Annotated in this window: 18 protein-coding genes; 10 read left to right on the forward strand and 8 right to left on the reverse strand. The window is 68.3% G+C overall.

All coding sequences use genetic code 11. The features are described 5' to 3' along the window. Nucleotides 1–8 precede the first annotated feature (8 nt). On the forward strand, nucleotides 9–497 hold the full coding sequence (locus BLT28_RS22950) for a hypothetical protein (RefSeq protein WP_030432696.1): 489 nt from the start codon (nucleotides 9–11) through the stop codon (nucleotides 495–497). 65 nt (nucleotides 498–562) lie between these two features. Here BLT28_RS22950 and BLT28_RS22955 read toward each other — a convergent pair whose 3' ends face one another. From BLT28_RS22955 to BLT28_RS22975, 5 genes are all read right to left on the reverse strand, one after another. Then, the gene (locus BLT28_RS22955; RefSeq protein WP_030432695.1) at nucleotides 563–1561 is read right to left on the reverse strand and encodes a hypothetical protein; all 999 of its coding nucleotides are present in this window, start codon (nucleotides 1559–1561) and stop codon (nucleotides 563–565) included. A gap of 1721 nt (nucleotides 1562–3282) precedes the next feature. Next, nucleotides 3283–4488, reverse strand: a complete 1206-nt coding sequence (locus BLT28_RS22960; protein ID WP_030432694.1) for a tyrosine-type recombinase/integrase — start codon at nucleotides 4486–4488, stop codon at nucleotides 3283–3285. 130 nt (nucleotides 4489–4618) lie between these two features. Next, entirely contained in the window at nucleotides 4619–4918 is a 300-nt protein-coding gene (locus tag BLT28_RS22965; protein WP_197683893.1) for a helix-turn-helix domain-containing protein, read from the reverse strand. Between the two features lie 149 nt (nucleotides 4919–5067). Continuing rightward, the gene (locus BLT28_RS22970) at nucleotides 5068–6237 is read right to left on the reverse strand and encodes a TRM11 family SAM-dependent methyltransferase (protein ID WP_030432693.1); all 1170 of its coding nucleotides are present in this window, start codon (nucleotides 6235–6237) and stop codon (nucleotides 5068–5070) included. Further along, nucleotides 6234–7298, reverse strand: coding sequence for a hypothetical protein (locus BLT28_RS22975; RefSeq protein WP_052408015.1), 1065 nt, complete (start codon nucleotides 7296–7298; stop codon nucleotides 6234–6236). Before BLT28_RS22975 ends, BLT28_RS22970 begins: the two co-directional genes overlap by 4 nt. A gap of 552 nt (nucleotides 7299–7850) precedes the next feature. Here BLT28_RS22975 and BLT28_RS22980 point away from each other — a divergent pair. The 5 genes from BLT28_RS22980 to BLT28_RS23000 all read left to right on the forward strand — a co-directional run bounded on the left by BLT28_RS22980 (nucleotide 7851) and on the right by BLT28_RS23000 (nucleotide 14400). Further along, complete coding sequence (locus tag BLT28_RS22980; protein ID WP_231950388.1) at nucleotides 7851–8795, forward strand: hypothetical protein; 945 nt, start codon at nucleotides 7851–7853, stop codon at nucleotides 8793–8795. A 176-nt stretch (nucleotides 8796–8971) separates the two neighbouring features. Then, nucleotides 8972–9301, forward strand: a complete 330-nt coding sequence (locus BLT28_RS22985; RefSeq protein WP_052408014.1) for a pilin — start codon at nucleotides 8972–8974, stop codon at nucleotides 9299–9301. Nucleotide 9302: 1 nt separating this feature from the next. Beyond that, entirely contained in the window at nucleotides 9303–11390 is a 2088-nt protein-coding gene (locus BLT28_RS22990; RefSeq protein ID WP_052408013.1) for a hypothetical protein, read from the forward strand. Then, on the forward strand, nucleotides 11387–12553 hold the full coding sequence (locus tag BLT28_RS22995) for a PrgI family protein (protein WP_030432688.1): 1167 nt from the start codon (nucleotides 11387–11389) through the stop codon (nucleotides 12551–12553). Before BLT28_RS22990 ends, BLT28_RS22995 begins: the two co-directional genes overlap by 4 nt. Beyond that, on the forward strand, nucleotides 12550–14400 hold the full coding sequence (locus BLT28_RS23000; RefSeq protein ID WP_052408017.1) for a VirB4 family type IV secretion system protein: 1851 nt from the start codon (nucleotides 12550–12552) through the stop codon (nucleotides 14398–14400). The genes BLT28_RS22995 and BLT28_RS23000 overlap by 4 nt, the downstream gene beginning before the upstream one ends. A 53-nt stretch (nucleotides 14401–14453) precedes the next feature. Here BLT28_RS23000 and BLT28_RS23005 read toward each other — a convergent pair whose 3' ends face one another. Further along, nucleotides 14454–15557, reverse strand: a complete 1104-nt coding sequence (locus BLT28_RS23005) for a DUF3644 domain-containing protein (RefSeq protein ID WP_052408012.1) — start codon at nucleotides 15555–15557, stop codon at nucleotides 14454–14456. A gap of 177 nt (nucleotides 15558–15734) precedes the next feature. Here BLT28_RS23005 and BLT28_RS23010 point away from each other — a divergent pair, with 177 nt between their 5' ends. The 4 genes from BLT28_RS23010 to BLT28_RS23025 all read left to right on the forward strand — a co-directional run bounded on the left by BLT28_RS23010 (nucleotide 15735) and on the right by BLT28_RS23025 (nucleotide 22545). Next, entirely contained in the window at nucleotides 15735–18362 is a 2628-nt protein-coding gene (locus tag BLT28_RS23010) for a type IV secretory system conjugative DNA transfer family protein (RefSeq protein WP_052408011.1), read from the forward strand. Between the two features lie 61 nt (nucleotides 18363–18423). Further along, nucleotides 18424–19488, forward strand: a complete 1065-nt coding sequence (locus BLT28_RS23015) for a replication-relaxation family protein (protein WP_030432684.1) — start codon at nucleotides 18424–18426, stop codon at nucleotides 19486–19488. Beyond that, entirely contained in the window at nucleotides 19485–20441 is a 957-nt protein-coding gene (locus tag BLT28_RS23020) for a C40 family peptidase (protein WP_052408010.1), read from the forward strand. Before BLT28_RS23015 ends, BLT28_RS23020 begins: the two co-directional genes overlap by 4 nt. A 1279-nt stretch (nucleotides 20442–21720) precedes the next feature. Then, nucleotides 21721–22545: a hypothetical protein gene (locus BLT28_RS23025; protein WP_030432682.1), complete on the forward strand. Its 825-nt coding sequence runs from the start codon at nucleotides 21721–21723 to the stop codon at nucleotides 22543–22545. A 182-nt stretch (nucleotides 22546–22727) separates the two neighbouring features. Here the strand turns inward: BLT28_RS23025 and BLT28_RS23030 are convergent, their stop codons facing one another. Both BLT28_RS23030 and BLT28_RS40380 read right to left on the reverse strand, forming a co-directional pair. Further along, complete coding sequence (locus BLT28_RS23030; protein WP_156051653.1) at nucleotides 22728–24422, reverse strand: pentapeptide repeat-containing protein; 1695 nt, start codon at nucleotides 24420–24422, stop codon at nucleotides 22728–22730. A 470-nt stretch (nucleotides 24423–24892) separates the two neighbouring features. Then, complete coding sequence (locus tag BLT28_RS40380; protein ID WP_156051651.1) at nucleotides 24893–25585, reverse strand: GNAT family N-acetyltransferase; 693 nt, start codon at nucleotides 25583–25585, stop codon at nucleotides 24893–24895. Between the last annotated feature and the right edge of the window lie 112 nt (nucleotides 25586–25697).

Raw genomic sequence — 25697 nt, forward strand, 5'->3', positions numbered from 1 at the left:
GGCGACGGTTGACGACGCACACCGTCGCCGGGTACACCCGCGACATGCACCGCACGCTGCTCGAAACCACCACCCGCGTCCCCGTGGAATACGGCAGCTTCTATCTCCTCAACGACCCACCCAACCCCGCTCTCGGCTACCCCGAACTCCCCCTCGACAACAGCGGCGAAACGCTCGTCGCTGGATCCGAGGACGGCATCATCTTCTCCTCGCTGCTGCTCGACGAGCGCGCGGCCAACGGCGCCGTAGTCACCCTGCGCTGGCTCGACGGCCCGCCAGCCGATCGCAGCGGCGCCCACGGGTCCTTCCACGTCGCAGGCAGCGAGATCGCCTTCACCACCACGACAGGCACACCCGTCGGCGCCCCAGTGACCCCGCCCTACAGGGGAGTCGTCCACTACCAGATCACGCGCGAGCTGATCGGAAACGACGCACCGCCGGGGTTTCCGGCCCCGGTCCCCGCCGACGAACACTGGTTCGTTGACCTCTGGCAGTAGCAGCTCGCTCTGCCACGCTCGGCCAACGTCCTTGCACACGTCGACGGGGTGACGTGCCCTGTCTGCTAGTCGTCGTAGCGTTGCGTCACAACGAAATCCGTGCCGTCGAGTGCTTCCCCGACGGGGGTCTTCGCCCACGCGGAGAGTTGTTCGGAGCGTCCCCCACTGCGGTTGAGCAACGTGATGATCTCTGCCGCCGTCGGGGACTCCGTTCGGACGCAACTCAGGACGGTCTCCCCGTGGGCGGAGACGGTCTCTTCCTCTGAGGTGTCGGGTGGAACGTCCCATAGGCCGATCTCGACGGACCATTCGCTGCTGCGCTCGCCGTTCGGTTGCGGAGCTTCCACGTTGAGGTAGTAGCAGTGCGTGCCAGGTTCAAAAGGATCATCGGTGAGCGTGAACTCGTCCAACAGCTGGGCGTAGACGTTGGTGGTCTGCGTGTACGCCTCGTGCATGAGCCGTAGATCCGCTACCCCTTGAGCGAGTTGCTCGGCGGTAGCGCCGCGCTCCATCTGGTTGAGGCGTTCGCGAGCCTCGCTACTCAAGCTCTCCAACCCGCCTTCGAAGGCAACGAAGGGCATGTGGAAGTCCCAGCACCGTTGGTCCTCGGTCTCAGGCGGGCGGATCCCCTTGGAAAACTCGGTCAACCCGTCGCGGAGCCCGCGGACCTCTACCTCGAGCTCAGCGGCGATCGCCTTCTGTACCGGTGCCGGCACCGCAGCGATGGCGTCATCCAGGTCCGTGAGCGCCTGGTGGAGGAGCATCTTCGCTTGCTCGTACCACAGGCTGTGCGAGCCCTCGAGAAGATCGCCGCGGGCCGTCGGGTCGGTCACGGCCGCGAGGTGGGCCGCCGGGTAGAGCCGGTACCGGTCGGTTCTCTCATCCTGGATGCTGACCGGCACGGTGGCACAGGCAGAAACCATGTTGAGCGCGTCCACGATCGCCCCAGCGTTCACACGGTCCTCAACGCTGGTGACGGTCGAGGACACCACACCACGTCGTCCTCGATAAGTGGCCAAGATCTGCACCTTGCCGCGGTTCGGATGCTGGGAGTAAATGGTCACGACAACGCCCTTTCGGCCGACGGCCTGTGACGGGCACGTCGGCTGGTACTGGAAAGCGCAAGGAGGGCAGGCGGTGGCGAAGGCGCGATCCAACGCTCCGTGCCTGAAGGAAGTCAGCGGTGGCTCAGGTCTGATCCCAAGCTCCTTGCCTCACCTCGACCGTACAGCACCTCGAACTCGACGACCATCGTGCCGTTGTCCGCAGCGCTCTTCCGGGTTGATCGAACTGACAGGCACGGTGTTGCTATCGTGTCTCTCGATGGCTCCGGCGGGAGCCCCGCCGCACCAGCGCCCGGCTTGCTGGAAGTCACGGCCCCAGGGACCGAGAGGTCCTCCGCCGACATCCTCAGCATCAACCATGGCGTGTATGCGGGTCTATGGGTCAACGTGTTCGCCGAGCCGGGGCGGCGAAGACTGGGATGACCTGATGTCAAGGAAGAACTCTCGCCGCGACGCCATCGAGGCATGGATTCGCTGCACAGGTGAGCCTTACCGGCACGCAGGTAGGAGTATCGCCGCTGCCGAACGCGCATCAGCGGAAGTCGGACGCAGCGTTGGGCTGGATGCAGTTTCGCTGCGGCAGCAGGAACTGGAAGCCGCAGTGCTCCTGGCTTTGCGACACGTTTCCAGCGTCCTCTACGACCGGGATGAGCAGCGCGCCGGGTTTCCCTTTCGCTACGTCGTCCCTCGGCACGACCGGTTGCGGCTGGCGCTAGCACCGGGTGCGCTCGATCCGTTGGTGTTCGCGCTCTTGCCTAACGAGTACGACGGTGAGCTCGTCGGTGTGGCGGGGCTTCGAGCGGTTCCTCATAGCAGCGGTGTCACGTTGACACTGCTGGATGCCACGGGTGCGCAGACAGACGCGCAAGTAACCCTCATGGGCGTTGGCCGTAAGGACTGGGCCGTGGCAGTAGCCGAGGCAGATTCGCGCCATGGCAGGCCTTCCTTCATCCACGAGCAACGACTAGCCGCTCGGGAACATCAGGAGCTGAGCCGGTACCCCCTGACCGGCGCGCACCCAGCGATGGCAAGTGCCATGCTGCGTCGCCTCAACCTGCTTCGCTCCGCGTGCTGGTTCAGCGCGTGGACAGACGACCTCACCGTCACGGTCGAATGGTGTGGAGGTCATTCGCTAATTCAGGCCGCCACACTGCTCACAGATCCTCACTTGGGGCTGCCCGCTGCGGAAGTAGTTCGAGGAGTCACTTCCGAAAGTCCTGGTCACGATCCCTGGCTGTCGATCGCCATCCACGGACCGACTCTCCCGACGCGCGGCGCGTCGAATCCCCAGCGCGGCTACCCCGAGGGAGCTCTCCTACTGCGCAGGATGAGCTCTTGCAGACACACTCCTGGCGTACCACCAGGCCAGACGAACCGCCTGACAGGTCTACGGCTGCGGCAGCAAGCACGACGACAGGCTATGCGACAGCGGCACTCCCCCGGGGACGGACCCAGCAGTGCCCAATGAACGCGTTCTCATCTTTGACGCTGCCCTACCCACATCTTCTCCAGTTGGCAGCTTCCTCGAGACAGCTGTCGGAGCCGTCAACTACGGGGCCGCGATCTTCTCAACAGCCCTAGTCTTCTACATTGGAGCAGCGGTTGGCGTGGCCTTGTTCCATCCTGACCAGAAGCGCCGCTCGGATGCGCGCACGGTGCTGAACTCCATCCTGTCCATGCTCCGAAGGCGCCGAAAATAGAGCGACTCCCCCGCCTCGCGTTCAGGTTGCGGCACGCCAGCGGGTGTCGAGGGCGGTGTCAGCGAGGTTGGCGAGTGCTTTCTCCCAGCGCTCCTGAAGTGCTTGGAGGAGTCGGGCTTCGACTTCGGGGGCGACATGGGAGTAAGCCTCGCGGACCTTGTCGGGGATCTCGTGGCCGAGCCGGTCTGCTTGGGCGACTTCGGGGATGCCGTCGGCGATCATCCATGTCTTGTGGCCGTGTCGGAATCCGTGGAAGGTCAGCCCGGGTTTCGCTGGCATGAGAAGGACTTTCGGATACGGAAGGTGCTGGGTGCCGTCGGCGGCCGGTTTCATGGCGCGGCGGCTGAAGTTGCTACGCCGGTGCCAGGCGCCGGTGGCGGTGACAAAGACATGCGGGTGGGGGTGGGTGGCGAGGTGGGCACGTAGGAGTCGAACGAGGAAAGGGGGCAGGGTGATGGTGCGCGCGGATTTCTCGGTCTTGGGCGGGCCGAGGAACAGGTTGCCGTGGTCGTCTTCGTGGAGTGCCCCGATGTCGGGGTCGACGGCGAGGTATCCGGTGTCGTCGTCGAAGAGGTGGACGTTGTCCCGGTGCAGGCCGGTGAGTTCGCCCCAGCGGGCACCGGTCCAGGCGCCGGTGATGAGCAGGAGCGCTGCGCCGGGGCCGTAGATGGCGGCGGCGTTGTCGGCGGCGTGCACGGCTTCGACGGGCTGGGCCCAGACTTTGCGGGTGCGGGGGCGGCGGCGTTGTGAGGTACGGCGTCCGCGTCGGCGGGGGCGGATGGGGTTGGCGGCGATGAGTTTCTCATCAGCTGCGTCGGCGAGGATCAGGGTGAGCAGCTTCAGGATCCCGTCGATGGTGACCGGGGCGAGTTTTCCCTCGGCGCGCAGCTTCTTCTCCCAGGCGCGGGCGGCCCGGTTGGTGATCTCGTTGAGCGGTGTGGTTTTCCAGCGGGGCAGGATGTGGTTGTCGAGCAGGCTGCGGTAGTTCTGTTCGGTGCGGATGCTGACGTCGATGCCGTCGAGCCACTCCGGCACGTAGTCGCCGAGGGGGATCTGCCCGGCGGTCGGGTCGAGCCAGATCCCCTTGCGCTGCTCGGACTTCATGTCGTTGATGTGGTCGTCGGCGGCTCTCTGGGTGGGGAATCCTGGCAGCGAACCGATGGTGCCGTCGTCGCGACGGAACCGGACGCGCCAGCTGTTGGCGCCCGACGGTTCGGACCAGGGCATGGCTCCTCCGCGCGGTGTGGGGTCAGGTGTGTGGCAGGTGCATGGACGCTCTGTTTTCGTTGGAGGGCAAGTGATTCGTCCGGAGTCCCTCCACGCGGGTCACCCGGGTATCCGAAGATTCTGGGAGTGCCTAGCGGGTGCTTCGGCGTGGTTGACGTGGGCGTCGGTGACTGGCGTGCGTGATGGCTTCGAGGTCGGCGCGGGAGAAGCGCAGGTGTTTGCCGAGGAAGGTGCACGGAATGGTGCGCTGCCCGGCTTTGCGTCGTAGCCAAGACTCTTTGACGGCTAACGCGATCGCGGCCTGGGCAGGGGTGTAGAGCAGCACGTCGGTCTTCTCGGTTCGTTCCTGGGCGGGATGCGGCGGGTGCGGGTTGTGCCGTGCTGTTGAAGGCGGTGTCGCACAGACCGGGGTGGTGGTCGAGGCGTTCATGTCACGCCCGCCTCCTGCCCAATGCGGGTTTGACTGTCGCGGCGCAGGACCGCGGCGAGGAATGTCGACGTCCCGTTCCTGCAGTCGTGTCGACGGCGGAGCGAGGCAAAGCACGTCGTTAGTCGCTGGGCTCTGTGGATTCGTTGCGGTCATGCCGCCTGGCTCCCCACATTCGAGCTCCCGCCCGAGGCCGTCGCGAACGCTCCGGGCCGGTTCTGCCACCGCGGGCTCATGGTGTCGGTCGCTGCGTTCGGGCGGCTCGGGGTCTCGTGCAACGGGGTGCGGAAGACGAGGACGTCTTCGTGGGCGATGAGGTGCAGGGGCAGTCCGGCTTCGCGTTGTTTGCGGATGAAGTCGCGTTGAAAGAACGAGCCGCGGGCGACGAGGTCGGCGTCGGCGGCGCGGGCGAGCAGGGCGACGCAGCGTTCGACGGGGATGAGGCCGGAGCGGAGGCCGCAGGCGAGGATCTGGGCGGGGAGGTCGATGAGTTCGGCGTGTTCGCGCCAGGGGCGGATGGTGATGGCGATGTGTCCGCCGGGGCGCAGGAACGGGACGAGGCCGGTGAGGATGCGGGTGAATCCGGACAGGAGTCGGTGGTGGCCGATGTTGGCGAGGTTGCCGCGGTCGAGGGTGTTGCCGTAGCGGTGGTGGTACTTCTGCACTCCGACCCCGGGAGTGGTGATGACCTGGCCGTGGGTGGAAGGCCCGTACGGCGGGCTGGTCACCACGAGCGCGGCCTGCCCGCGCACGGTGGCGGGCAGCAGGGTGGCGAGCTGGCGGGCGTCGCCGTGGAACACCTGGGCGTGGTAGTCGATACCGATGTCGTGGGCGAGGGCGAGGTTGGCGCGGGCGATCTCGACCCAGTGCGGTTCGTATTCCACGCCGATCGCGCGGCGCCCCAGATGGAGTGCTTCGACGAGGGTGGTGCCGATCCCGCACATCGGGTCGAGTACGAGGTCGCCGGGTTGGGTGTAGTGGGTGATGGCGTGCGCAGCGACCGCGGGCAGCATCTTGGCAGGGTGCGCGGTCGAGCCGGGCACGTACCGGTTCTTGCGTTGGGCGGCCGGGGAGGTTTGCGCGGTCGTCCACACCGACAGCGGCAGCTCGACCACCGCGCTCGCGGCGGTGGTGTCGAGGGCGTCGATCACCGCCCGCGGGATGCGGATCGTGGGCCCGTCGACAGTCTTCTCGCCAGCGGTGGTGGCCGGGGCGGAGGCGGTGGTCGCTCGCTCGGCGTGGGGCTGCTGTTCGGCCACGGGAGTGCCTTCCTGGCGCGGGCGGGCAGGGGTGCTGGGGCGCGGGTTTGGGGTGGCGGTCAACGGAGGGCTCCGCTCATCGGCGCCTGCGCGGCGGCGTGCGCGGAGCTCGGTTGGTGGTCGTGGGGTTGGGCGAAGACCAACAGGTCGGAGTGGATGCGCCGGTGCGGTGCGGGCAGTCCACGCACGGCCGCGCGGTGCTCGCCGCGCGCGTAGGCGTGCGCGGCCGGGCTGGTGGTGTCGGTGAGTAGCTCGGTGGCGAACCGGGAGCTGTGGACTGGCACGTGCAGGGCGACGATGTGCTGGAGGTAGAGCAGGTCGGCGTTCTGCGCGCAGGCGACCACCGCGCCGGTCGCGTCCCGCAACTCGCCCGTTGTGGTGTCGGTGTGGGTGAGCACCGCGAAGATGCCGTTGACGCGCAACAGCCGGGCCGCGGTGAGCGCGAGCAGGTCGCTGGTGTGGTCGCCGATGTCCTCAGGGCGCAGGCTGCTGATGACCAGATCCGCAGTCGCCGCGCCGCCGGTGACGGTCGTGTCGCCGTCGAACTCTGTCACCGACGCGGCGCCGTGCGCGCCGTGCGCGGAGGTGGTGGCGTCGACGAGGTCGGCCCAGAACGGTCGCGCGGCAGGACCGGCGCAGTGCGCCTCGGTCGGAAGGTGCACGATCCGGGCCGTGCGGCCGAGCTCCTCGACGACGGCGCGCGCCTGCTCGACCTCGTCGACGGAGGTCTCGCGGACGGCTCGCTCCGGTCGGCCAGCACTGGCCGCAGCGGTTCGTGGGCGCGGGTGTGGCGACGGGCTTGTGTTCGGTGGCGGGAGCAGCACGACGTCGGTGCCGGGTGTGCTGAACGCGGTGACGATGGCGCGCACGAGTGGCGCGGGCCACCGGGCGTCGAGGTCGATGAGCTCCGGCCCGGCTGTCCACACGGTCGCCGGGGTCGGTGTCGTCGAGCGCGGTGTCTGCGCGCGGGTGCGACCGGCGCCGGGCTTGGCCGGACTGAGGCGCGTGGTGGTCGGAGCGCTCGGGTAGGGACGGCGCTGGTCCGCGCGGCGTGGGTTCGCCGGGTGGGTGGGGTCGCTGCGGCGCGTCGGTCCGCGGCGGGCGGAGTCTTCGGGCTGCGTCATGGATTCCTCGCAGAAGCTCAGGGGGTTGGTCCAGGCGCCCTGTGGCGACCTGTGCACCCCGCAACTCCGAAACCCGCCCTGTTTTTCAACACGACGTGCCCAGATTTCTCCGCGCTCGGCATTCGCTCCGGATCCCCTGCGCCGGGCGCCGTTCCCAGCTGAACTCGCGCCCGCATCGGCCGGTCCACTCGAAGCACGGCAGCATCGGGTTCTCGACTCCGCGCACCCTCCGTCAGTGCTCGTCGTGAAACGCGCCGCCGGAACGCCAGCGAGCACTGTCACCGGCTGGTCAGGGGCCTGATTCGGTGTCTCGGCTTCCGCTCGGTATGGCGTCTCAAGTGACGTCACGGTGATCTTTGAGGCGTAGTGGTGGCCGTTCGGTGGCTTTGCGGTGGCGTTTTGGTGGAGCCGTTTTGGCGTCCTTGCCTGGTCGTTTTCTCTTCTCGACCGAGCAAGGAGCCTGTGATGGCCCCGAAACGTATGTGTGGTCGCTCGTCGTTTGAGCGGGATTCGTTGCCGTTGGATTCCGCGCGGGCGGCGTTTGAGTTGTTGGTGACCGGGCCTGATCCGCTGGCGATCGAGGGACGGTTCTTCCCCGGTCTGCCGCGGCGCCGGGTGCCGCTGGATGAGCTGCGGGAGCGGCTGCTGGATCGGGCGTTGCCGTTGGCGGCGGTGGACTTGGTGTGGATGCATCTGGTCACCCGCTCCCGCGACTGCGGTGGCGCGTGGACGGTGGCGTGTGTCGGGGTGGCGTTGCCCGCGCTGTTCGCGCTCGCCGCCGAGTTGTGCCGCGCCTATGCCGATGACCACCGCGACATCCACGCCGCGGTGCTGACCGGGTTCCTCTCCGAACTCGCGACGATCGACCTCTCCCGGCCGGCGGTGTTGTGGCGATTGCGGTGCGCGGCGTTGCGCGCCGGCCACCTCGCGGTGCGCGAGGCGTTGGAGCGGCCGCTGCCCAGCGAGGAGGACTTCCGATCCCGGGAGCCGGCACGGCCGTGGGGGCACCCCGATCTCGTGCTCGCCCGCGCGGTCGCCGAGGGCGTGCTCACCGGCGAGCAGGCGGAGCTCATCGGCGCCACCCGGTTGGAACCGGAGTACACGCTGCGCCAGGCCGCCGCGGCCCGGGGCGTGTCCTACAAGGCCGTCCACCAAGTCCGCCGTCGCGCCGAGCGGAAGCTGGTCGCGTGGTTGGCCGAACAAGCCGCCCACGACACCAGCGACGACCGCGATGTCGAGGTGCGCGCGGTCCACGCCGCGACTGTCGCCGCGGCGGCGCGCGCGAGCACATCCACCCCGGCCACCACGCGCGCGGCCTCGCCTGTGGTGACCGCGTTGCGCGGTCGGTCGGCGAAGAAAACGCGGGGCCGGGCGTTGAAAACGGTCCCGGATTCCGGAGTCGAGGGCTGCGGGAGAACCACTGTCGCTCCCGCGCACCACCGCTCGCCCGGCGCCCCGGCGTCGGGCTCGACTTCGGGAGCGCCGCGATGTGCGTGACATGGATTCCCGTTCTGGCCAGTGCCGCTCGTCGCCGTCACCGTGTCGAGCTGCGCGCGTGCCCGCCGCCACCGCCGAGGACGGCCTCGCGTCGCTCGTTTCCCGCCCGCCGCGCAACGCGGACAGCCGCGGCGAGCAGGTCGACGTTGTGTCGCCGGGCAGCCGCGCGTCGGCGTGTGGTCGCGGTGGTCGTGCTGGTGGGCGAGCTGCTCGCGCTGGCGCTGCTGCTGTCGGCCTCCAGCGCCCACGCCGCGGGCGTGTCGTTGGCGATCGCGGGCAGCGTCGAGGAGGTCTTGAACAACGTCCGCGCGTGGTTGATGGGCATCCTCGCCGGACTGGCGACGGTGTTTCTCACCCTCGGCGGCGTGCGCCGGGTCTTCGGCGGCGGTGACCCCGGCGAGCAGGAGAAGGCCAAGGAGGCGTTCAAGTCCGCGGGCATCGGCTATGCGCTGGCGGCGTTGGCGCCGCTGGTCATCACCGTGCTCAAGGGAATCGTGGGGGCCTGAGATGTCCACCACGGCACTTCCCCGCCCGCTGCGCGACACCCCGCCGGCGACTCGTGTGCAGTCGCGCCGGCGGGCGCGGGTGTGGTGGACGGTGCTCGCCCTGGTCGTCGTGCTCGCCGGGCTGCTCGTCGTCGCCGCGGCAGCACAACCGGCGCCCGGGGTGGGCTCGTGCGAGGTCAACCCCGTGACCGGGCTCAAGCCGCCCTGGTGTCCGGCCTTCGACCCGCCCACGACCACCACCACAAGTCCGCCGCCGGGGCCATCGGGGGATGTGTGCAGCGGCCCGCACCCGCGGCCGATCCCGTGCGCGCCCTCGCCCGAGACCACGACACCGTCGCGGCCGACTCTTTCGTGCACCAGCCCGGTGCCCGGGCAGCCGCTGCCCGCGCACTGCCCGCGCCCCACCACCCCACGACCCACCACGACCGCGCCGCCGACGACGACGGTGCCCGCGCCGGGTGGCTCGGGGAGCTCGTGCAGCGTGTTCAACCCGTTGTCCTGGCCGAGCTGTCTCGGGGATCTGATCGACGGGTTCTTCCGGATGCTGGTGACCGCCGCGCTCAACCCGCTGCTGGAGTTGCTCGGCAAAACGTTGTTCGCGACGCCGACGCTGGAGTCGCTGCCGCGCATCGGCGAGCTGTGGACGAACTCCTGGCAGATCCTGCTCGCCTGCTACGCGATCCTCATCGTCGCCGCCGGAATCACGGTCATGGTCTATGAGAGCGCGCAGACCCGGCACAGCATCAAAGAGATCGCCCCACGCGTGGCCGCGGGCTTCCTCGCCGGAGCGCTCTCGCAGCTGCTCGCGGGCAAGGCAATCACGGTCGCCAACGCGCTCTCCGCGGCGGTCATGGGTACCGGCCTGGACCCGCAGGCCACCTCGAAAGCGTTGCAGGTCTTGATCATCGGCTCGATCAAGACCGGGCTGTTCGTGGTCATCCTCGGCCTCGTGCTCGCGGTGATCCTGCTCGCGCTGGTCATCACCTACATCGTGCGCGTCGCCCTGACCGTGATCCTCATCGTCGGCGCGCCGCTGGCGCTGATGTTCCACGCCCTCCCGGCGACCGAGGGGATCGCGTTGTGGTGGTGGCGTGCTCTCGGCGGGTGTCTGGCGATCCAGGTCGTGCAGAGCTTGGCGCTGCTGTGCGCGATGCGCGTGTTCTTGGACTCCAATGGCGCGGTGCTGTTCGGGCCCGGCATGGGCGAGGTCGTCAACATCCTCGTCGCGATCGCGTTGATGTTCATCTTGTTCAAGATCCCGTTTTGGATCCTCGGGTCCCTGCGCGGCGGCGTGCGGCGCTCGCTCGTCGGGTCGTTGGCGCGCACGTGGTTGGTGTACAAGACCTTCGGACTGCTCTCCAGCGGCGGCCGTCGGGGTGGAGGCGGGGGCCGCTCGCAGCGCGCGAACAACGGTCCGGCGGACCCGTATGCGAACACGGCGTCGACGGCCGGGGGCCAGTACCTGTTGCCGTTGGCGGTGCGCCGTACCAAGCGCGCCTCCGCCCCGCGAGCGACCCCGGCTCCCGCATCGCGAACGGGACGGTCGAAGGCGGGGCGGCAGAGGGTGCTGCCGCTGGGTGAGGACTGGCCGGAGAACAAGCCGGTGCTCGGACGCGACGGCCAGTACCGGCTGCCCTTCGACCTCCAGCGCGTCCCCGCCACCGCGCGGCCGGCCGCCCCGAACTCCGCTCCGCGACGGCGCGGTGGGCGGCAGATGGAGTTGCCGCTCGACCCATACAAGGGCAACCGGCCGCTGCGCTCGGGCCAGTTCCCGCTGCCCTTCGACGACCTCCACCGTGTCGCCGTCCCACCGACTCCGCCGCCCGCTCCCGCGCGGCGGCCGGGTAGACGCGTCGTGCAGCCGGAGCTGCCTTTCGACGCCTACAAGAACGCCCGCGCGGGCACGAGCGGCCAGTACCGGCTGCCCTTCGACGACCTGCCCCGCACACCACGCGCCACCCGCGCGGTACCGCCGACGCCGAGCCCGGTCCGCCGCATGCCTCCCGTGGGCCGTCAGCTCCGGCTGCCGCTGGATCTGCCGGCACCGGCGCGCCGCACGCCGCCGAACCCCTCTGGAGGTACGCCGTGAGCTCGCCTGTGCGCATCCCCGCCGACGTCGACCGCGACGACCGCATCCTCGGACCCTTGACCGCACGCCAGGTCCTCATCCTCGCCGGCACCGGCCTCGTGGTGTACGCCGCGTGGACGCTGCTGCGTGAGGTCGTGCCCGTCGCGGTGTTTGGCGCGGTCGCGATCCCGATCGGTGTAACCGCGGTGGTCCTCGCGCTCGGACAGCGCGATGGCCTCTCGTTGGACCGGCTCGCCCTCGCCGCGATCCGGCAGCGGCTGCGCCCGCGCCACCAGGTCGCCGCCCCGGAGGGTGTGCAGCCCGCGCCCGCCTGGCTCACCGCCGCCACCAACGGTCAGCCGACGAACTCAGAGGTCTCACCGGCGGCGTTGCGGTTGCCCGCCGAAGCGGTCACCGACACCGGCGTCATCGACCTCGGCGGTGACGGGCTCGCGGTCGTGGCGGTCGCCAGCACCGTCAACTTCGCCCTGCGCACCGTCGGCGAGCAGGAAGCCTTGGTCGCCGGGTTCGGCCGCTACCTGCACTCCCTCACCGCCCCGATCCAAGTCCTGGTGCGCACGCAACGCCTGGACCTCACCGGGCAGATCGGCGAGCTGCACGCCCGCGCCGGCGCGCTCCCACACCCCGCGCTAGAAGCAGCGGCGCGCGAGCACGCGGACTACCTCGGCCAGCTCGGCGAGCAAACCGAGCTGCTGCGCCGCCAAGTCCTGCTGATCCTGCGTGAACCGCTCGCCAACGCGGCACCCGACAGCCTCGGCGGTCCTGGTCCGCTCGCGGTCCTGTCCTCGCTCACACCGCGGAAACGCCGCCGCGACCGCGACATCGAGGTAAGTGCCGCAGCACGGCGGGCGGCGGAGGCGCGGTTGGAGCGCCGCCTCAGCGAAGCCGTCGAACTGCTCGCCCCGGCCGGGATCGTCCTCGCCCCGCTGGATGCCGGGCAGGCCACCGCCGTGCTCGCCTCCGCGTGCAACCCCGACACGTTCCTGCCCGCATCCGCCGAGCTGGCCGGAGCCGACGACGTCATCACCACCGCCGAATCCAGCGACCCGGACGACGAGCTCACCAACCGCAACGCCTTCGACAACAGCCAGGACGAGGACGACTGGGACTACGACGACGAACCCAACGACGACGACTTCGACGACAGGAGGCGGTGGCGATGACCAGCCAGACGCGCACCCGACGCAGTCAGCGGCACCGCACGAACGGGCTTGCGCCGCAGCGGGCCGCGGCGTTCACCCCAGACGCGGTGGCGGTCGGTGCCCGGTCATTGGAGGTCGGCGGCGAATGGGTCGCCAGCTTCGCCGTCACCGGCTTCCCCCGCGAAGTGCACCCCGGGTGGTTGGCGCCGCTGCTGACCTACCCGGGTCGCCTGGATGTGTCGGTGCACGTCGAGCCGATCGATCCCGCCACCGCGGCGGGCCGGCTGAAAAAGCAGCTCGCCAAGCTCGAATCCAGCCGCCGCCACGGCGCCGAGCACGGACGCCTGCTCGACCCGCAGGTCGAGGCCGCCACCGAAGACGCCTACGACCTCTCCGCCCGCATCGCGCGCGGCGAAGGCAAGCTCTACCGGGTCGGCCTCTATCTCACCATCCACACCGCCACCGAGCACGCGCTGGCCGATGAGGTCGCCGCGCTGCGCTCACTGTGCGCGTCGTTGTTGTTGGACGCCAAGCACACCACCTACCGGTCGCTGCAGGGGTGGGTGTCGACGCTGCCGATGGGCCTGGACCTCATCGGCATGAAACGCACCTTCGACACCACCGCGCTCTCCGCCGCGTTTCCGTTCACCAGCCCCGATCTGCCCGCCCCCGACCCCGCGTCCGTGGCCGCGCCGTCGGGGGTGCTCTACGGATTCAACGTCGGCTCCCAAGCCCTGGTGCACTGGGACCGCTTCGACGAACGCATGCACAACCACAACGCCGTCATCCTCGGCCGCTCCGGCGCGGGCAAGTCCTACCTCGTCAAGCTCGAACTCCTCCGCAGCCTCTACCGCGGCATCGAGGTCGCCGTCGTCGACCCGGAAAACGAGTACGCCCGACTGGCCGCCGCGGTCGGCGGCACCTACGTCCACCTCGGCGCCCCCGGCGTCCAGCTCAACCCGTTCGACTTGCCGATCCACACCCGTCCCGACGGGCGCCGCACCGCCCCGAAGGACGCGCTCCTGCGGCGCACCCTGTTCCTGCACACCGTGCTCGCCGTCCTCCTCGGCGACGAACCCGACGCCACCCAGCGCACGGCACTGGACCGCGGCATCGCCGCCACCTACCAGCGCGCCGGCATCACCGCGGACGCGCGCACCTGGACTCGCCCCGCACCGACCTTGCGCATGTTGCGCGACCACCTCGCCGACGCGGGAAAGACCGGCGACAGCGCGGCCGGCGAACTCGCGGCGCGGTTGCACCCCTTCGTCGACGGCGCCTTCAAGCTGCTCTTCGACGGCCCCACCACCACCCACCCCGACGGGCACCTCATCGTGTTCAGCCTCCGCGACCTGCCCGACGAACTCAAACCCATCGGCACGCTGCTGACGCTGGACACGGTATGGCGGCGGGTCTCGCACCCGGCGATCCGCCGCCCCCGCCTGGTCGTCGTCGACGAAGCCTGGCTGCTCATGCACGACCGAGCGGGCGCGGAGTTTCTGTTCCGGATGGCCAAAGCCTCCCGCAAACACTGGGCCGGCCTGACCGTCGCCACCCAGGACACCGCCGACGTGCTCGGCAGCGACCTCGGCAAAGCCGTCGTCGCCAACGCCGCCACACAAGTCCTGTTGCGCCAAGCACCCCAAGCCATCGAGGAGGTCGTGCGGACCTTCGACCTCTCCGCCGGGGAACGCCAGTTCCTGCTCTCCGCCGACCGCGGCCAAGGACTGCTCTCCGCCGGCACCCAACGCGTGGCGTTCCAGTCCCTGGCCTCGCCGACCGAGCACGCGCTAGTCACGTCGTCACCAGAATTCCTGGCAAGCCTTGAGGATTACGAAACCGACTCCGGCTGGGTGGATGTGCGATGAACGTAGATCAATGCCGAAGTCGGAGAACTCCGCCACGGTCGGAGGCCCTGGGGTCATGCGGCTTGGCAATCAGGGATCATGCACTGCGGTTTGGACTTGGCCCGACCGGGGTGCTTATGCGCTCGCCAGATGGCGTCCATGTCCAGAGTGCTGATTGCTTCGCGCATCTTGGTGAAGGCGTTGTCCGAGTAGCCCCAGTGACGTTGCGAGCCGAAGACGAACTCGTGGCTGCAAGTCTCGTCGGCGTCGATTCCGAGGTGATCTCGCAGCGCTTTGCTCAGCGGCAAAGTCAAGTTGAGTGCTTGCGCGAGCGCTGTCGGCGACCGGTGAAACTTGCGCTGCAGATCGACTTCACGTATAGCAGCGGCAGGCACCGACTCGTCGGCCACGTATCGGACGGGCGCACCTTGCTTCTTCGTGAAGTGCACGGTGACCGTGATTCCCGCACCGTCGATGACGGCAGTAACGTCCTCCAGGCGAGGAAAGACTTCGTCGCGGGAGGCGCCGTTCCGGATGCCCCGCTCGACACGGTCGACGTCTTTGCTCGACACGCGGACATCTGGTTCGACATGGGCTTCCATTGCCAACAGTGTGCGGATGCGTGCGCGTGCTTCGTGGCGTGCTCGGCGTCCGGGCCGCAGAAGGTCGGCAATCTGGTTGTACTCCTCGTCGAGGAGGACTGTCAGGTCACGAGGCGGGTCCACGGAGACCGGAAGTACGCGTGTGGGCAAGTGTGTGGCGAGTCGATCGCGGAAGGCACGCTGCAAGAGATCATCGAACAGGGTGACTCCGGCGCGGGCGTGCAGGTACAGCAACTGTTCTGGAACCGTGTTGAACCAGTGCTGTTCCTCGTCGCGCATGGCGTCGATTGCACGCAGCGTGCCCGCGTCAGCGTCGTTCAGCTTGATCGTCGCACTGGCACAGGCCAGTCCCACGCATTTCTCGAAGCCGATCGACCGGCCCGTCACTCGATCAAAGACCTTCGTTCTGCCTTGGACGAGGGCAGCCTTGAGCAGCATCTCGAACGCGTGCTGCAGGTGCAGCAGTACCTTGGTTTCCCGGCCGTCGCCGTGTGGAGAGTTGAACGCCTCGACCGCGGAAGTCAGCGAAGCCAGCGCTTTGCGTTTGAGCACCCGGCTCTCCTGCTTGAGCTTCACAGTGTCCTCCGTGGATCGCGTATTCACGATGGTCTGCCGGTTGCGGTTACGAATCCAGCAAGGCATGGGAACGAGTCAGCGTGTGCTGCCTGCGAAGTCGGCGATGCCGGGGTGGTCGACGGTGGCGATGTAGCGGTAGGCGCCGGTGCTGCGCCACGTGACTGAAAGGAGACCGTGATGAGCTCCAGGACACCGAACCTGCTCTCACCCCAGCCGTTTCCCCGCTCACGCGCCGCGATCGCTTCGGCAAGCGGGCTGGAGGACGGGTGGTTCGGGGACTACGTGCGTGACCCAGGCGGCACAGTTCGCGCGCTGCTGGAGCACGCCGGAACATGGGCACTTACCTGGGCCCCGATCGCCGGCCCCGTGCTCGCCGTCGCCCTCGCCCTGTTCCTGGTTGGCCGCCGGGTGTGGCGGCGGCGCTGCCACACCCGGCTTCTCGCGCACGCCCGGCAGGTCAGCGTGTTGGCGCCGCCGACGGTCGATCCGGCGGGGGCCGCGGCGCTGTGGTCCAACCTCGTCGGCCTCCTACGCCCGACGTGGCGACGCTGGTGGAGCGGGCAGCCGCACATCGGGTTCGAATACGTCTTCTCCGACAACGGCATCGCCATCCAGCTGTGGGTGCCCGGCGTCATCCCGCCCGGGCTCGTCGAGCGCGCCATCGAAGCCGCCTGGCCCGGCGCCCACACCCACACCACCAGCCCCGCCCCGCCACCACTCCCGGCTCCCAGGCCGGGGCAGCGGCGGCTGGTCGTCGGCGGCCAACTGCGGCTCGCTCGCGCGGAGGCGCTGCCGATCCGCACCGACTTCCGCGGGGACTTCGCCGCCGACCCGATCCGCGCCCTACTCGGCGCCCCCGTCGGACTCGGCCGCGGCGAGCACGCCTGCGTCCAACTCCTCGCCCGCCCCGCCACCGGCCGCCGCCTCGCCCAAGCCCGGCGCGCCGCGCGCCACCTCCGCACCGGCCGCTCCGCTCGGCTGGTCGGCCGCCTGCTCGACGCGCTCACCCCCGGCGTGAACACCACGCGCCGCAGCACGAGCAGCACGTCGGCGGGCTCACGGCGCGGTGATCCGCAGACCGCGCTGGAAGGCTCCGCGCAGGATCGGGCGATCGTGGCCAAACAGCGCGGCTCCCAGTACGAGACCGTCATTCGCTACGCCGTCGCCACTCAGCTCCCTGCCACCGCGAACGACACCGAAGTGTCGGTAGCTCGGCGGGTCGCTCGCGGGCGCGCCCACGCCCTAGCTGCATCCTTCGCCTCCTACACCGAGCACAACCACTACACCCGACACCGCCTCCGCCACCCCGGCCACACGCTCGCCGAACGCCGGATGCGCGACGGCGATCTGCTGTCGGTCAGCGAACTCGCCGCCCTGGCCCACCTGCCCGTCGACGAAGCAATACCCGGACTCCAGCGCGCCGGAGCACGCGCGGTCGCCCCGCCACCCGGGATCACCGTCCCCGGCCCAGCAGCGAAACCGCTCGGGCTCACCGACACCGGCGTACCGCGCCCAGTGGGATTGCGGGTGGCGGACGCGCGTCATCACCTCCACGTCATCGGCGCGACCGGCTCCGGGAAATCCACGCTGCTCGGCAACATGATCCTCGACGACGTCGACGCCGGACGCGGTGTCGTGCTCATCGACCCCAAAGGCGACCTCGTCACCGACCTGCTCTCCCGCCTCCCCCGCGCCGCCGGCGACCACATAGTGCTCTTCGACGCCGACTCGAAAGCACGGCCGCCATGCCTGAACCCGTTGGACGGCACCGACACCGACCTCACCGTCGACAACCTCGTCTCCATCTTCCGGCGCATCTACTCCGCCTTCTGGGGACCCCGCACCGACGACCTCCTGCGCGCCGCCTGCCTCACCCTGCGCGCCCAACCCGCAACCGCCACCCTGGCCGATCTCCCCACCCTGCTGGCCGATTCCGCATTCCGCTCCCGAGTCACCGCCGGGATCACCGACCCGGTGCTGCGCGGGTTCTGGGAGCACTACAACGAACTGACGGACGCAGCCCGCAGCCAGGTCATCAGCCCGCTGATGAACAAACTCCGCGCGTTCCTGCTGAGGCCGTTCGTCCGCAACGCCATCGCCGCCGGACCCTCCACAGTGGACATGGCCGAGGTCCTCGACCACGGCGGCATCTGCCTGGTGCGCATCCCCAAAGGCAGCCTCGGCGAGGAAACCACCCGGCTCATCGGCTCCCTCGTCGTCGCCCGCACCTGGCAAGCCACCACCGGCCGCGCCCGCACCCCCCAACGCCACCGCGCCGACGCCTCGCTCGTGATCGACGAATGCCACAACTTCCTCAACCTCCCGTACCCGATCGAGGACATGCTCGCCGAAGCCCGAGCCTTCCGCGTCGCCATGACCCTGGCCCACCAACACCTCGGACAACTCCCGCGTGAACTCCGCGAAGGCATCTCCACCAACGCCCGCTCCAAGATCTTCTTCACCGCCTCGCCGGAAGATGCCCGCGACCTCGCCCGCCACACCGCGCCGCGGCTGTCCGAACACGACCTCGCCCACCTCGGCGCCTACCACGCCGCCGCCCGCCTCGTCCTGCACGGAGCCGAAGCACAACCGTTCACCCTGCACACCCACCAACTTCCCGCCGCCGTCCCCGGCCGCGCCCGCGAACTCCGCGCCGCCGCCCGACGCACAACACGAGCCCGCGCCACCAGCACGCCCACGCCGTCCACCGCGCCGCGCTCACCGCGGCCTCCCACCGCCCCGCGCGGTGCTCGCGGTGGCCCCGGTGCTTCGCCGCACCACGCTGATCCACGCCGCCAGCCCTGACCGCACGCGGCTTTCGCCGCGCAGCATTCCTTGCCGCACAACGCCTTTCGGAGGGGCACCCGTGATTACCAACCCGACCAGGCAACGCAGCTTGCGCGGCCACAAAGCCACCCGCCCGACCCGGCGCGTGACCAACAGCGCCGAGCACCACGCGGCGCTGGCGTGGCGGCTGACCCCGCGCGATCGGTGGATCATCCGGATGCTGCACGAACACCGCGTGCTCACCTCCCACCAGATCACTAACCTCGCGTTCCCGTCCTTCCGCTCCGGCCGGATGCGCCTACGCGAGCTCTACCTCTGGGGCGTGCTCGACCGGTTCCAACCGTTCATCACCCTCGGCACCGCACCGATGCACTACGTCCTCGCCCCCGCCGGCGCCGCCGTCCTGGCCGCCGAACACGGGCGCGACGTTCGCGACCTCGGCTACCGCCACGACCGCGCCTTCGGCATCGCCCACTCCCTGCGCCTGGCCCACACCGTCGGCATCAACGAGTGGTTCACCGCCCTCATCACCACCGCCCGCACCACCCAACGCTCGACCGTAGGCGCGTGGTGGTCCGAAACCCGCTGCGCCAAGCACTTCGGCGACCTCACCCAACCCGACGCCTACGGCCGCTGGACCCACGACGACACCGAGATCGAGTTCTTCCTCGAATACGACTTCGGCACCGAAGACCTCACCAAACTCGCCGCGAAACTCACCGGCTACCACCGACTCGCCGACGCCACCGGCATCACCACCCCCGTACTGGTCTGGCTGCCAAGCGCGCGCCGCGAAGCCACCGCCCGCCGCGCCCTCCACCGCACCTGGCGAACACTGGACCACCCGAACACGGTCCCGGTCGCCACCGCCGCGACCGACCTGCTCAACCCGCACGCACCACAACCGAGCCCCGCCGACGCAGTCTGGCTGCCCCTCGACACCACCACGAGCGGGCCTCGCCGGGAACTCCACGAGCTGCCCGGCGCCTGGCCCCACATCCCACGCCCCAGCACCAGCAGCGCCACGCCGATCGCCTCGACCACACCCTCGTCGATGTTGCCCGCGCCGTCCCCAATGCCGCCTAACCCGCGCTCGAGCACCACGGCCAGGAATCACCTGCGGCGCAACGAGGTCAGGCCGTGAACGCGAAGGTCGGCATCGCCGCCGCCGCGACGATCCTGCTGATCCCAATCCTGATCGCCGCGCTGCTGCTCGGCGCGATCTCCGCCGTGCTCACCGGCGGCAGCGCTCAACCCAGCGCGAACGCGCTCGCCGACATCCCGCCCGACTACCTCCGCCTCTACCACCAAGCCGCGAGCACGTGCCCGGGGCTGAACTGGTCGATCCTGGCCGCCATCGGCAAGATCGAGACCGACCACGGACGCTCACCACTGCCCGGCGTCACCAGCGGCGAAAACCACGCCGGAGCCGGTGGGCCGATGCAGTTCCTCCAGGCCAGCTTCACCGGCGTCCTCGCCCGCCACGCCCTCCCGCCCGGCGGCGCCGCTCCACCGTCTCGGTACAACCCGCACGACGCCATCCACGCCGCCGCGCACTACCTGTGCGACAACGGAATCCGCCGCGGCGACCTCCACAAAGCGATCTTCGCCTACAACCACGCCGACTGGTATGTCAAGAAGATCCTTGCCCAAGCCCAGACCTACACCTCCGGCTCCACCGGCACCGGCGACTGCGCCACCGTCCACGCACCCAACCCCGTCGCGCTCTCCGCCATCACCTACGCCTGCGCTCAACGCGGCCTCCCGTACGTCTGGGGCGGCAACGGCCCCGCCGGCGGACACGCCGGATTCGACTGCTCCGGACTCACCACCGCCGCCTACCGCCAAGCCGGGATCTACCTGCCCCGCACCGCGCACACCCAGTTCCACGCCGGGCCCCGTGTCCCCGATGGGGAACCGCTGTCCCCCGGGGACCTCGTCTTCTACGGCAACCCCCACAGCAAGATCCGGCACGTCGGCCTCTATCTCGGTAGCGGCATGATGATCAACGCGCCGGACTTCGGCCAGGTCGTCAAGATCGAGCCCTTCCGGTACCCCGGAGACGACTACGCGGGAGCTACGCGCCCGGCAAGTTAGGATTTATTGCACGGAACCTACTTCTTCCTTGCCTTCTTGTCAGCGCCGCGACGCGATCGATGGCGAGACTCCAGGTAACGCCAGACGTGCGGATATTTGAAAAGTGGTCGGATCGTAAGACTCAGAACCACCGAAATTCCAGCGAATGCAAACGTCGAAGGCGGGAGATGAGCAATAGCGTTCCACATAGCTGACTCCTGGCGGCAGAGGTCTGTACCTCGCCAAGCCTCTAAACACCTGCGCCGCCCTGCAATCGTCTCCGACCTCCTTGTGCCCTACCTCTGAAACTGGTTTTCTCGTGTCAAGGACGGCTTGACATTGTTGGACAAAGATGCAGGCAGAGACAACGGAGGCGGAGACCACCAGTGGTCCGCCGTCAAGGTAATCCGGACGCAGTCTGTCAAGGCTAGCTTGACAGAAAGACTGGACAGCTGGAACCTGATTGAGTGAGCAGGACGTACCGGAACACACTCCGCACCCATGCAGAGTCCCTGGCTTCGCTGGGACGCGCATACGCGGACCTAGCCAGGCGGCATCGTGTTGTTGCAGACGCAGTGACACGAGGGAAGAGGCAAGTCACCGCGGATAGTGAGTTCAGTGAATGGATCTTCCAGGCTTGTGAGCTAGTTGCAGCGGCCGAGCGCTTGTTGTCCCTAGAGGTCGAACTCGCTCGGAACTTTGGCGTCAGATGGGACGACGTGGCTGATGCACTCGGCGTTAGCAGGCAGGCCGCATGGGAGCGGTTCGCTAAGCAGTCTCGATGGAACAAGACGAGACGCCTGTCGCAGGCCAGCCAGGCTCGCCGAGCCGCATGGATCCGAGACCTCCGCAAGAGCATCGGCGACGACGTCGACCAACTCCTGGCTTTCCAACAATGGCGTGAGCAAGGACGTGACGCGTCGCCACCCCGAGACTCATAAGTCACATCCTCGTCAGCAGACCACGCAACGCCGGAATGGCCGCGTTGCGCGAGACTATTCCGCGCGTACCTGACCACTTCCGCATACAGATGACCACTGGGTGTCCACTCGATCAGGTAGTGCAGATCCAGCGGAGCCTATAGCTGTTGGCCACCTCCTACTGTCTGTTCGCTGCCCGGCTTGAACCCACTGGCAACACAAGACGGTCATCGTCGTTCACAACCACTTGACTTCTCCGGATGAACGAAGCGTCCATAGTCGCGTCGCCCGCACACACCGGCAGCGCACCGGGGGCCACAACCGCCTCGGCCGGGGCATGACCACCCGACCACCGATCACGACGTGAATCGAGGGATGTCATGTCCACCACGAACCGCACCACCAACACCGATAGCTCTGTTCACCTCTTGCAGCCAGTCACCGACCCCAACTACGTCGCTCGCACTGACTCCGAGGACAAGCTATGGAAGGCGTTGCACACCAACCCGAACAGCACTACCAACGCTCTTGCTCACACGGCGGAGATCGGGAAGTCGACTGCAGCGAAGATCCTCGCCAGATGGGACAAGGAGCGCTGCGTCACCCGCACGCCCGGCATCGCCGAGGGAGGACGACGTGCCGCCGACCTGTGGGCGATCACCGAGACCGACGCACCCGATTCCCCAAGGGGTAGCAGCTCAGCAAATGACACCGCCGTGGAGGAGGCCGTCCCTGTGGCGCCCGTGCAGACCATGGCGCCTGAAATGTGCGCCGAGGATAGCTCGGGTAGCTCAGCGAACAGCCCGATCGCCCTTGTGCCAATGCCCTCGTGCGAAAACACTTGGCGCCAGTCCGACGCGACCACCGTGGCAAGCAGCGAGCCTGGCGCCACTGAGGACACCGTGCCTGTCAGCAGTGATGACTGCGACGACAGCGGCCCACTGCCCGACGGCGAGACGAAGTTGCAGCGCCTGGCACCGGGAACACTGCGCGGCATGGTCGAAGACTATCTGCGCGACCATCCCGGCGAGGAGTTCGGTCCCACCGCCATCGCCAAGGATCTAGGCGGCAAGTCCTCGGGGGCAGTGAGCAACGCGCTCGACAAGCTGGTCATCGACGGCACGGCCGTGAAAACCAACGACAATCCCAGGCGTTTCACCCTCGCCCCCGCCAAGCAGGGGGCTGCCTCTGGAATCGTCAAGTAGCCACGTTCTGTCGGCTAATGCGGTTGTGTACCAATGGGTATCCGTTGGTACACAACCACATTGGCACCCCAGGACGTCGTGTCCGCCGTTGGAGTGCGTCCGGCGCCGCCAACCCGAACGCAGGGCGTTGGGCAGCCAAACGGGCGGTATCGGCTTCCGACGCGTCTCGATGGATGCAGGTCCTACGTGAGTCGGTCGGGCAAATCGTTGTGGGGAGGGTGTCCCGTGGGCTCGCCGGGTTCGAGCTCGATTCGCCGGAGCGGATGCCAGGTGCCGTCCCAGCCGTCGATGGTGACGTGCTCTGGGGAAGGGCTCCATCCCGGCGGCCAGATCGCCGGGCGGGGGCGTTGGTGCTGTTCGTACCGTTCGACGAGCGCGGAATACTGGGGCAGCAAGGATTGCTTGATCAGCACGTTGTCGAATCGGGCTTCTTCGTCGAATGTCGCGTCGTCGAACCGGGTCATCGCCGCGAACCTCGCCCCGACGAATCTGGTGTGCCCGGTGAATGTTGCCCGGGCGAAGTTGCTCACGTCAGTTTCGAACGTCGCCTCGTCGAACATAGTGGGCCCAGCGAACACTGCACCGTAAAAACTGGTAGCCCTGGCGAACAACGCCTTGCTGAACCCGGCATAACCGTCGAACACCGTGCCGTCAAACGCAGCGGTCCCGAAGAAGGTCGCCCCGTCGAACTGCGCGGGCCCGGCGAACGAGGCCGCCAGGAAGGATGTGTCCCCGCCAAACGTCGCAGCGCAGAAACTGGCGCCGTGGGGAAGCTTGATCGCCTTGGGGATCGCGGCCTCTCGGTCCGCGGCGAGCTCGTTGATTTCGTTCGTGACGGCAGCTGTGTCGGCCTCGGCGAACGTGGCTCCGTCGAAGTCAGCGGACCCGGTGAACGTCACCGCGTCGAAGTGGGTGGGTCCGGTGAACGACGCCCCGGAAAATCCAGCGGCGAAAGTGAAGGTCGCGTCGAGGAAAGTCGTGTGCCCGAGGAATCTCGCGTCATTGGCCAGAAAGCTGCGGACGGTGCAACCGGCGAGGTTGAAGTCGATGAGGGTCGCGCCGGAGAGGTCGAGGTAGACATCTGCCCAGAAGGTGTCCAGGGGGTGCCAGACTTGGTCAGGGCCGAAGGCGCGGGGAGTCAGGTGGACGGCGAGCAGGCGTTGAGCGGTGAGCCGGACTTCCCGCTCCTGCAGACGCTCCTGATCCCCCGTGGCCGACTGCGGAACGGCGGACGGTGCCCGAAATCCCCCGCGCCGCCTGAAAACGAGCGTGTCCGAGGGCTCCGTAAACGGCATGCGCAGATACGCGCACAGCACGTTGACCACGGTCTGCCGCTGTGTGGGGTTGTCCTGCGCCAAGCGTTCCAGGGCGTACATCCCACCGAGTCGAACTGCGGCGTGCTCCGATCCCAGCTGCCCGACCGATGTGCTGTACAGCTCGGTCACGCGACGAGCCGCAGCATCGAACTCCGTTGTGTCAGCGACGCGGGCGGCGTGCAGGCGATTGGCCTCGGCGACCTGTTCAGCGTGGTCCTGGACGCGATCGCGCTGAGCCAGTTCCGCCGAGCGGTGGCGTAGCTCGGCGTGGCGGGCCTCCAACTCCAGTTCCTGGGTCCGCTGCCGTCTCACTGCCAGGTACAGGGCGAATAAGCCACCCCCCGCCACCATGACGGACGCCGCGATCTTCACCACGTCCAGCTGCGCCGCGGCCCTCTTCTCCGCATCGACGATGACCAGGCTGTCGACCCACCGCCACAACAACCACCCCACCGTCCCCGCCGCAAGCAGTACCACCAGGGCGACCACCGGCACTGTCCATCGCGGCAACGGCGGTCGCGACGGCGGGGAAGCGGGCCGTATGGCGGAGTCGTCGGTCATACTTCGATCATCCAGGCGAAGCCGCTAGAGCATGGACACGTTTCGACCGCGCGTCCTACTTCCGTGTGAACACGCCGAGTTCGCCGTCGCCGACCGGTTTCTTGGTCCTATGAGTCCTCGGCGGCGTGGAGTATCAGCAGAGCGTTCAGGTGGCGGCGGTGTTCGCCTCGATGGCAGCAGTCGTACTTGTGATCGTTGACTCGCTTCTTGATCGTCATGGTGACCGGGAACTCGTAGAACGTCTCGGCGGCGCTACGGCCCCCAAACGGAGCGGTGCTGATCTCCCTCCACCTCGAGAACGTTGCGGCTGTGCCCAGGCGGGAGCACGGAGAACTTTGCGCATCACTCCAGATCCAGCACTCGCCCCGCACCCACTCGAGCAACAAGTACGTACCTTCTCTAGGTGTGGCTCTGTCAGATACACGCCATGCCGTTGACGCTCGTGCCGCGCTGACCTTCTGAGTCCGCAGTCAGCGGATGGTCAGCTGCGTACACCATGGCTGGAATCCGAGCCGCTGCGCAGCAGCGCACGAGGCTCGGTTTGCGCTCTGTGCGCCCCAGCGGGCGAAGTCGTAGTGATGGACGGCGAATGAGGCAGCGTGCCTGCCGACCGCGGTCGACAGGCCACGGCCGCGCCAGGCGGGCGCGACGAGTACGCCGATGTCGCGGGGTTGGCCGGCGAAGGAGTTCAGGTTGGACGCGGCGACGAGCCGACCCTGGTCATAGAGCCCGAAGGTGTGTGCTGGCTGGTCGTTCCATCCGGACTCGGCCCAGTCCTGTTCGTCAACCAGCGCTCGCAGCTCGGAAACCGCAGCGGCATCCACCGCGACGACACCTGGTGCGGGGCCAGGATCGGTATCCAGGTAGGTGTGTTTGCTCGGCCCGACCACCCGAAGTGACCGTGCTGCGGCAAAATCTCGCCAGAATGGCACGTTTTGGATCGTCTTGATCGAATCGGCCGTCAACTCCTCATGGACAACGCGACCAGCCTCCGGCGGCGCCGACACATGAACGCCCTCGCCGCGCCAGACGATGTAGTACCCCTCGATAGGGCCAGGCTTCGTGCGCGGTACTGCAGTCACTCGTTGCCACAGATCGCTTCGGTCGAGACCAAACACGCTGGCATACCACGCGTCCAGGCACGAAACAGTGGAGGCCAGCATTCTCCGACCCTACCTGTCATATCAACACTGCCAAGCTCAACCATGCGGATAGCCCATGGCTTGCCGTGACGGCATACGTCGCTGCTACATCGGTCGACCGCCCGGGCGACGC

This window comes from Allokutzneria albata, assembly GCF_900103775.1.
GTDB lineage: Bacteria > Actinomycetota > Actinomycetes > Mycobacteriales > Pseudonocardiaceae > Allokutzneria > Allokutzneria albata.

Coding starts and splice junctions, on each gene's coding strand:
- BLT28_RS22960 (WP_030432694.1), bottom strand. CDS start 4,488: ATGCCCTGGTCCGAACCGTCGGGCGCCAACAGCTGGCGCGTCCGGTTC.
- BLT28_RS22965 (WP_197683893.1), bottom strand. CDS start 4,918: ATGAACGCCTCGACCACCACCCCGGTCTGTGCGACACCGCCTTCAACA.
- BLT28_RS22975 (WP_052408015.1), bottom strand. CDS start 7,298: ATGACGCAGCCCGAAGACTCCGCCCGCCGCGGACCGACGCGCCGCAGC.
- BLT28_RS22990 (WP_052408013.1), top strand. CDS start 9,303: ATGTCCACCACGGCACTTCCCCGCCCGCTGCGCGACACCCCGCCGGCG.
- BLT28_RS23000 (WP_052408017.1), top strand. CDS start 12,550: ATGACCAGCCAGACGCGCACCCGACGCAGTCAGCGGCACCGCACGAAC.
- BLT28_RS23010 (WP_052408011.1), top strand. CDS start 15,735: ATGAGCTCCAGGACACCGAACCTGCTCTCACCCCAGCCGTTTCCCCGC.
- BLT28_RS23025 (WP_030432682.1), top strand. CDS start 21,721: ATGTCCACCACGAACCGCACCACCAACACCGATAGCTCTGTTCACCTC.
- BLT28_RS23030 (WP_156051653.1), bottom strand. CDS start 24,422: ATGACCGACGACTCCGCCATACGGCCCGCTTCCCCGCCGTCGCGACCG.
- BLT28_RS40380 (WP_156051651.1), bottom strand. CDS start 25,585: ATGCTGGCCTCCACTGTTTCGTGCCTGGACGCGTGGTATGCCAGCGTG.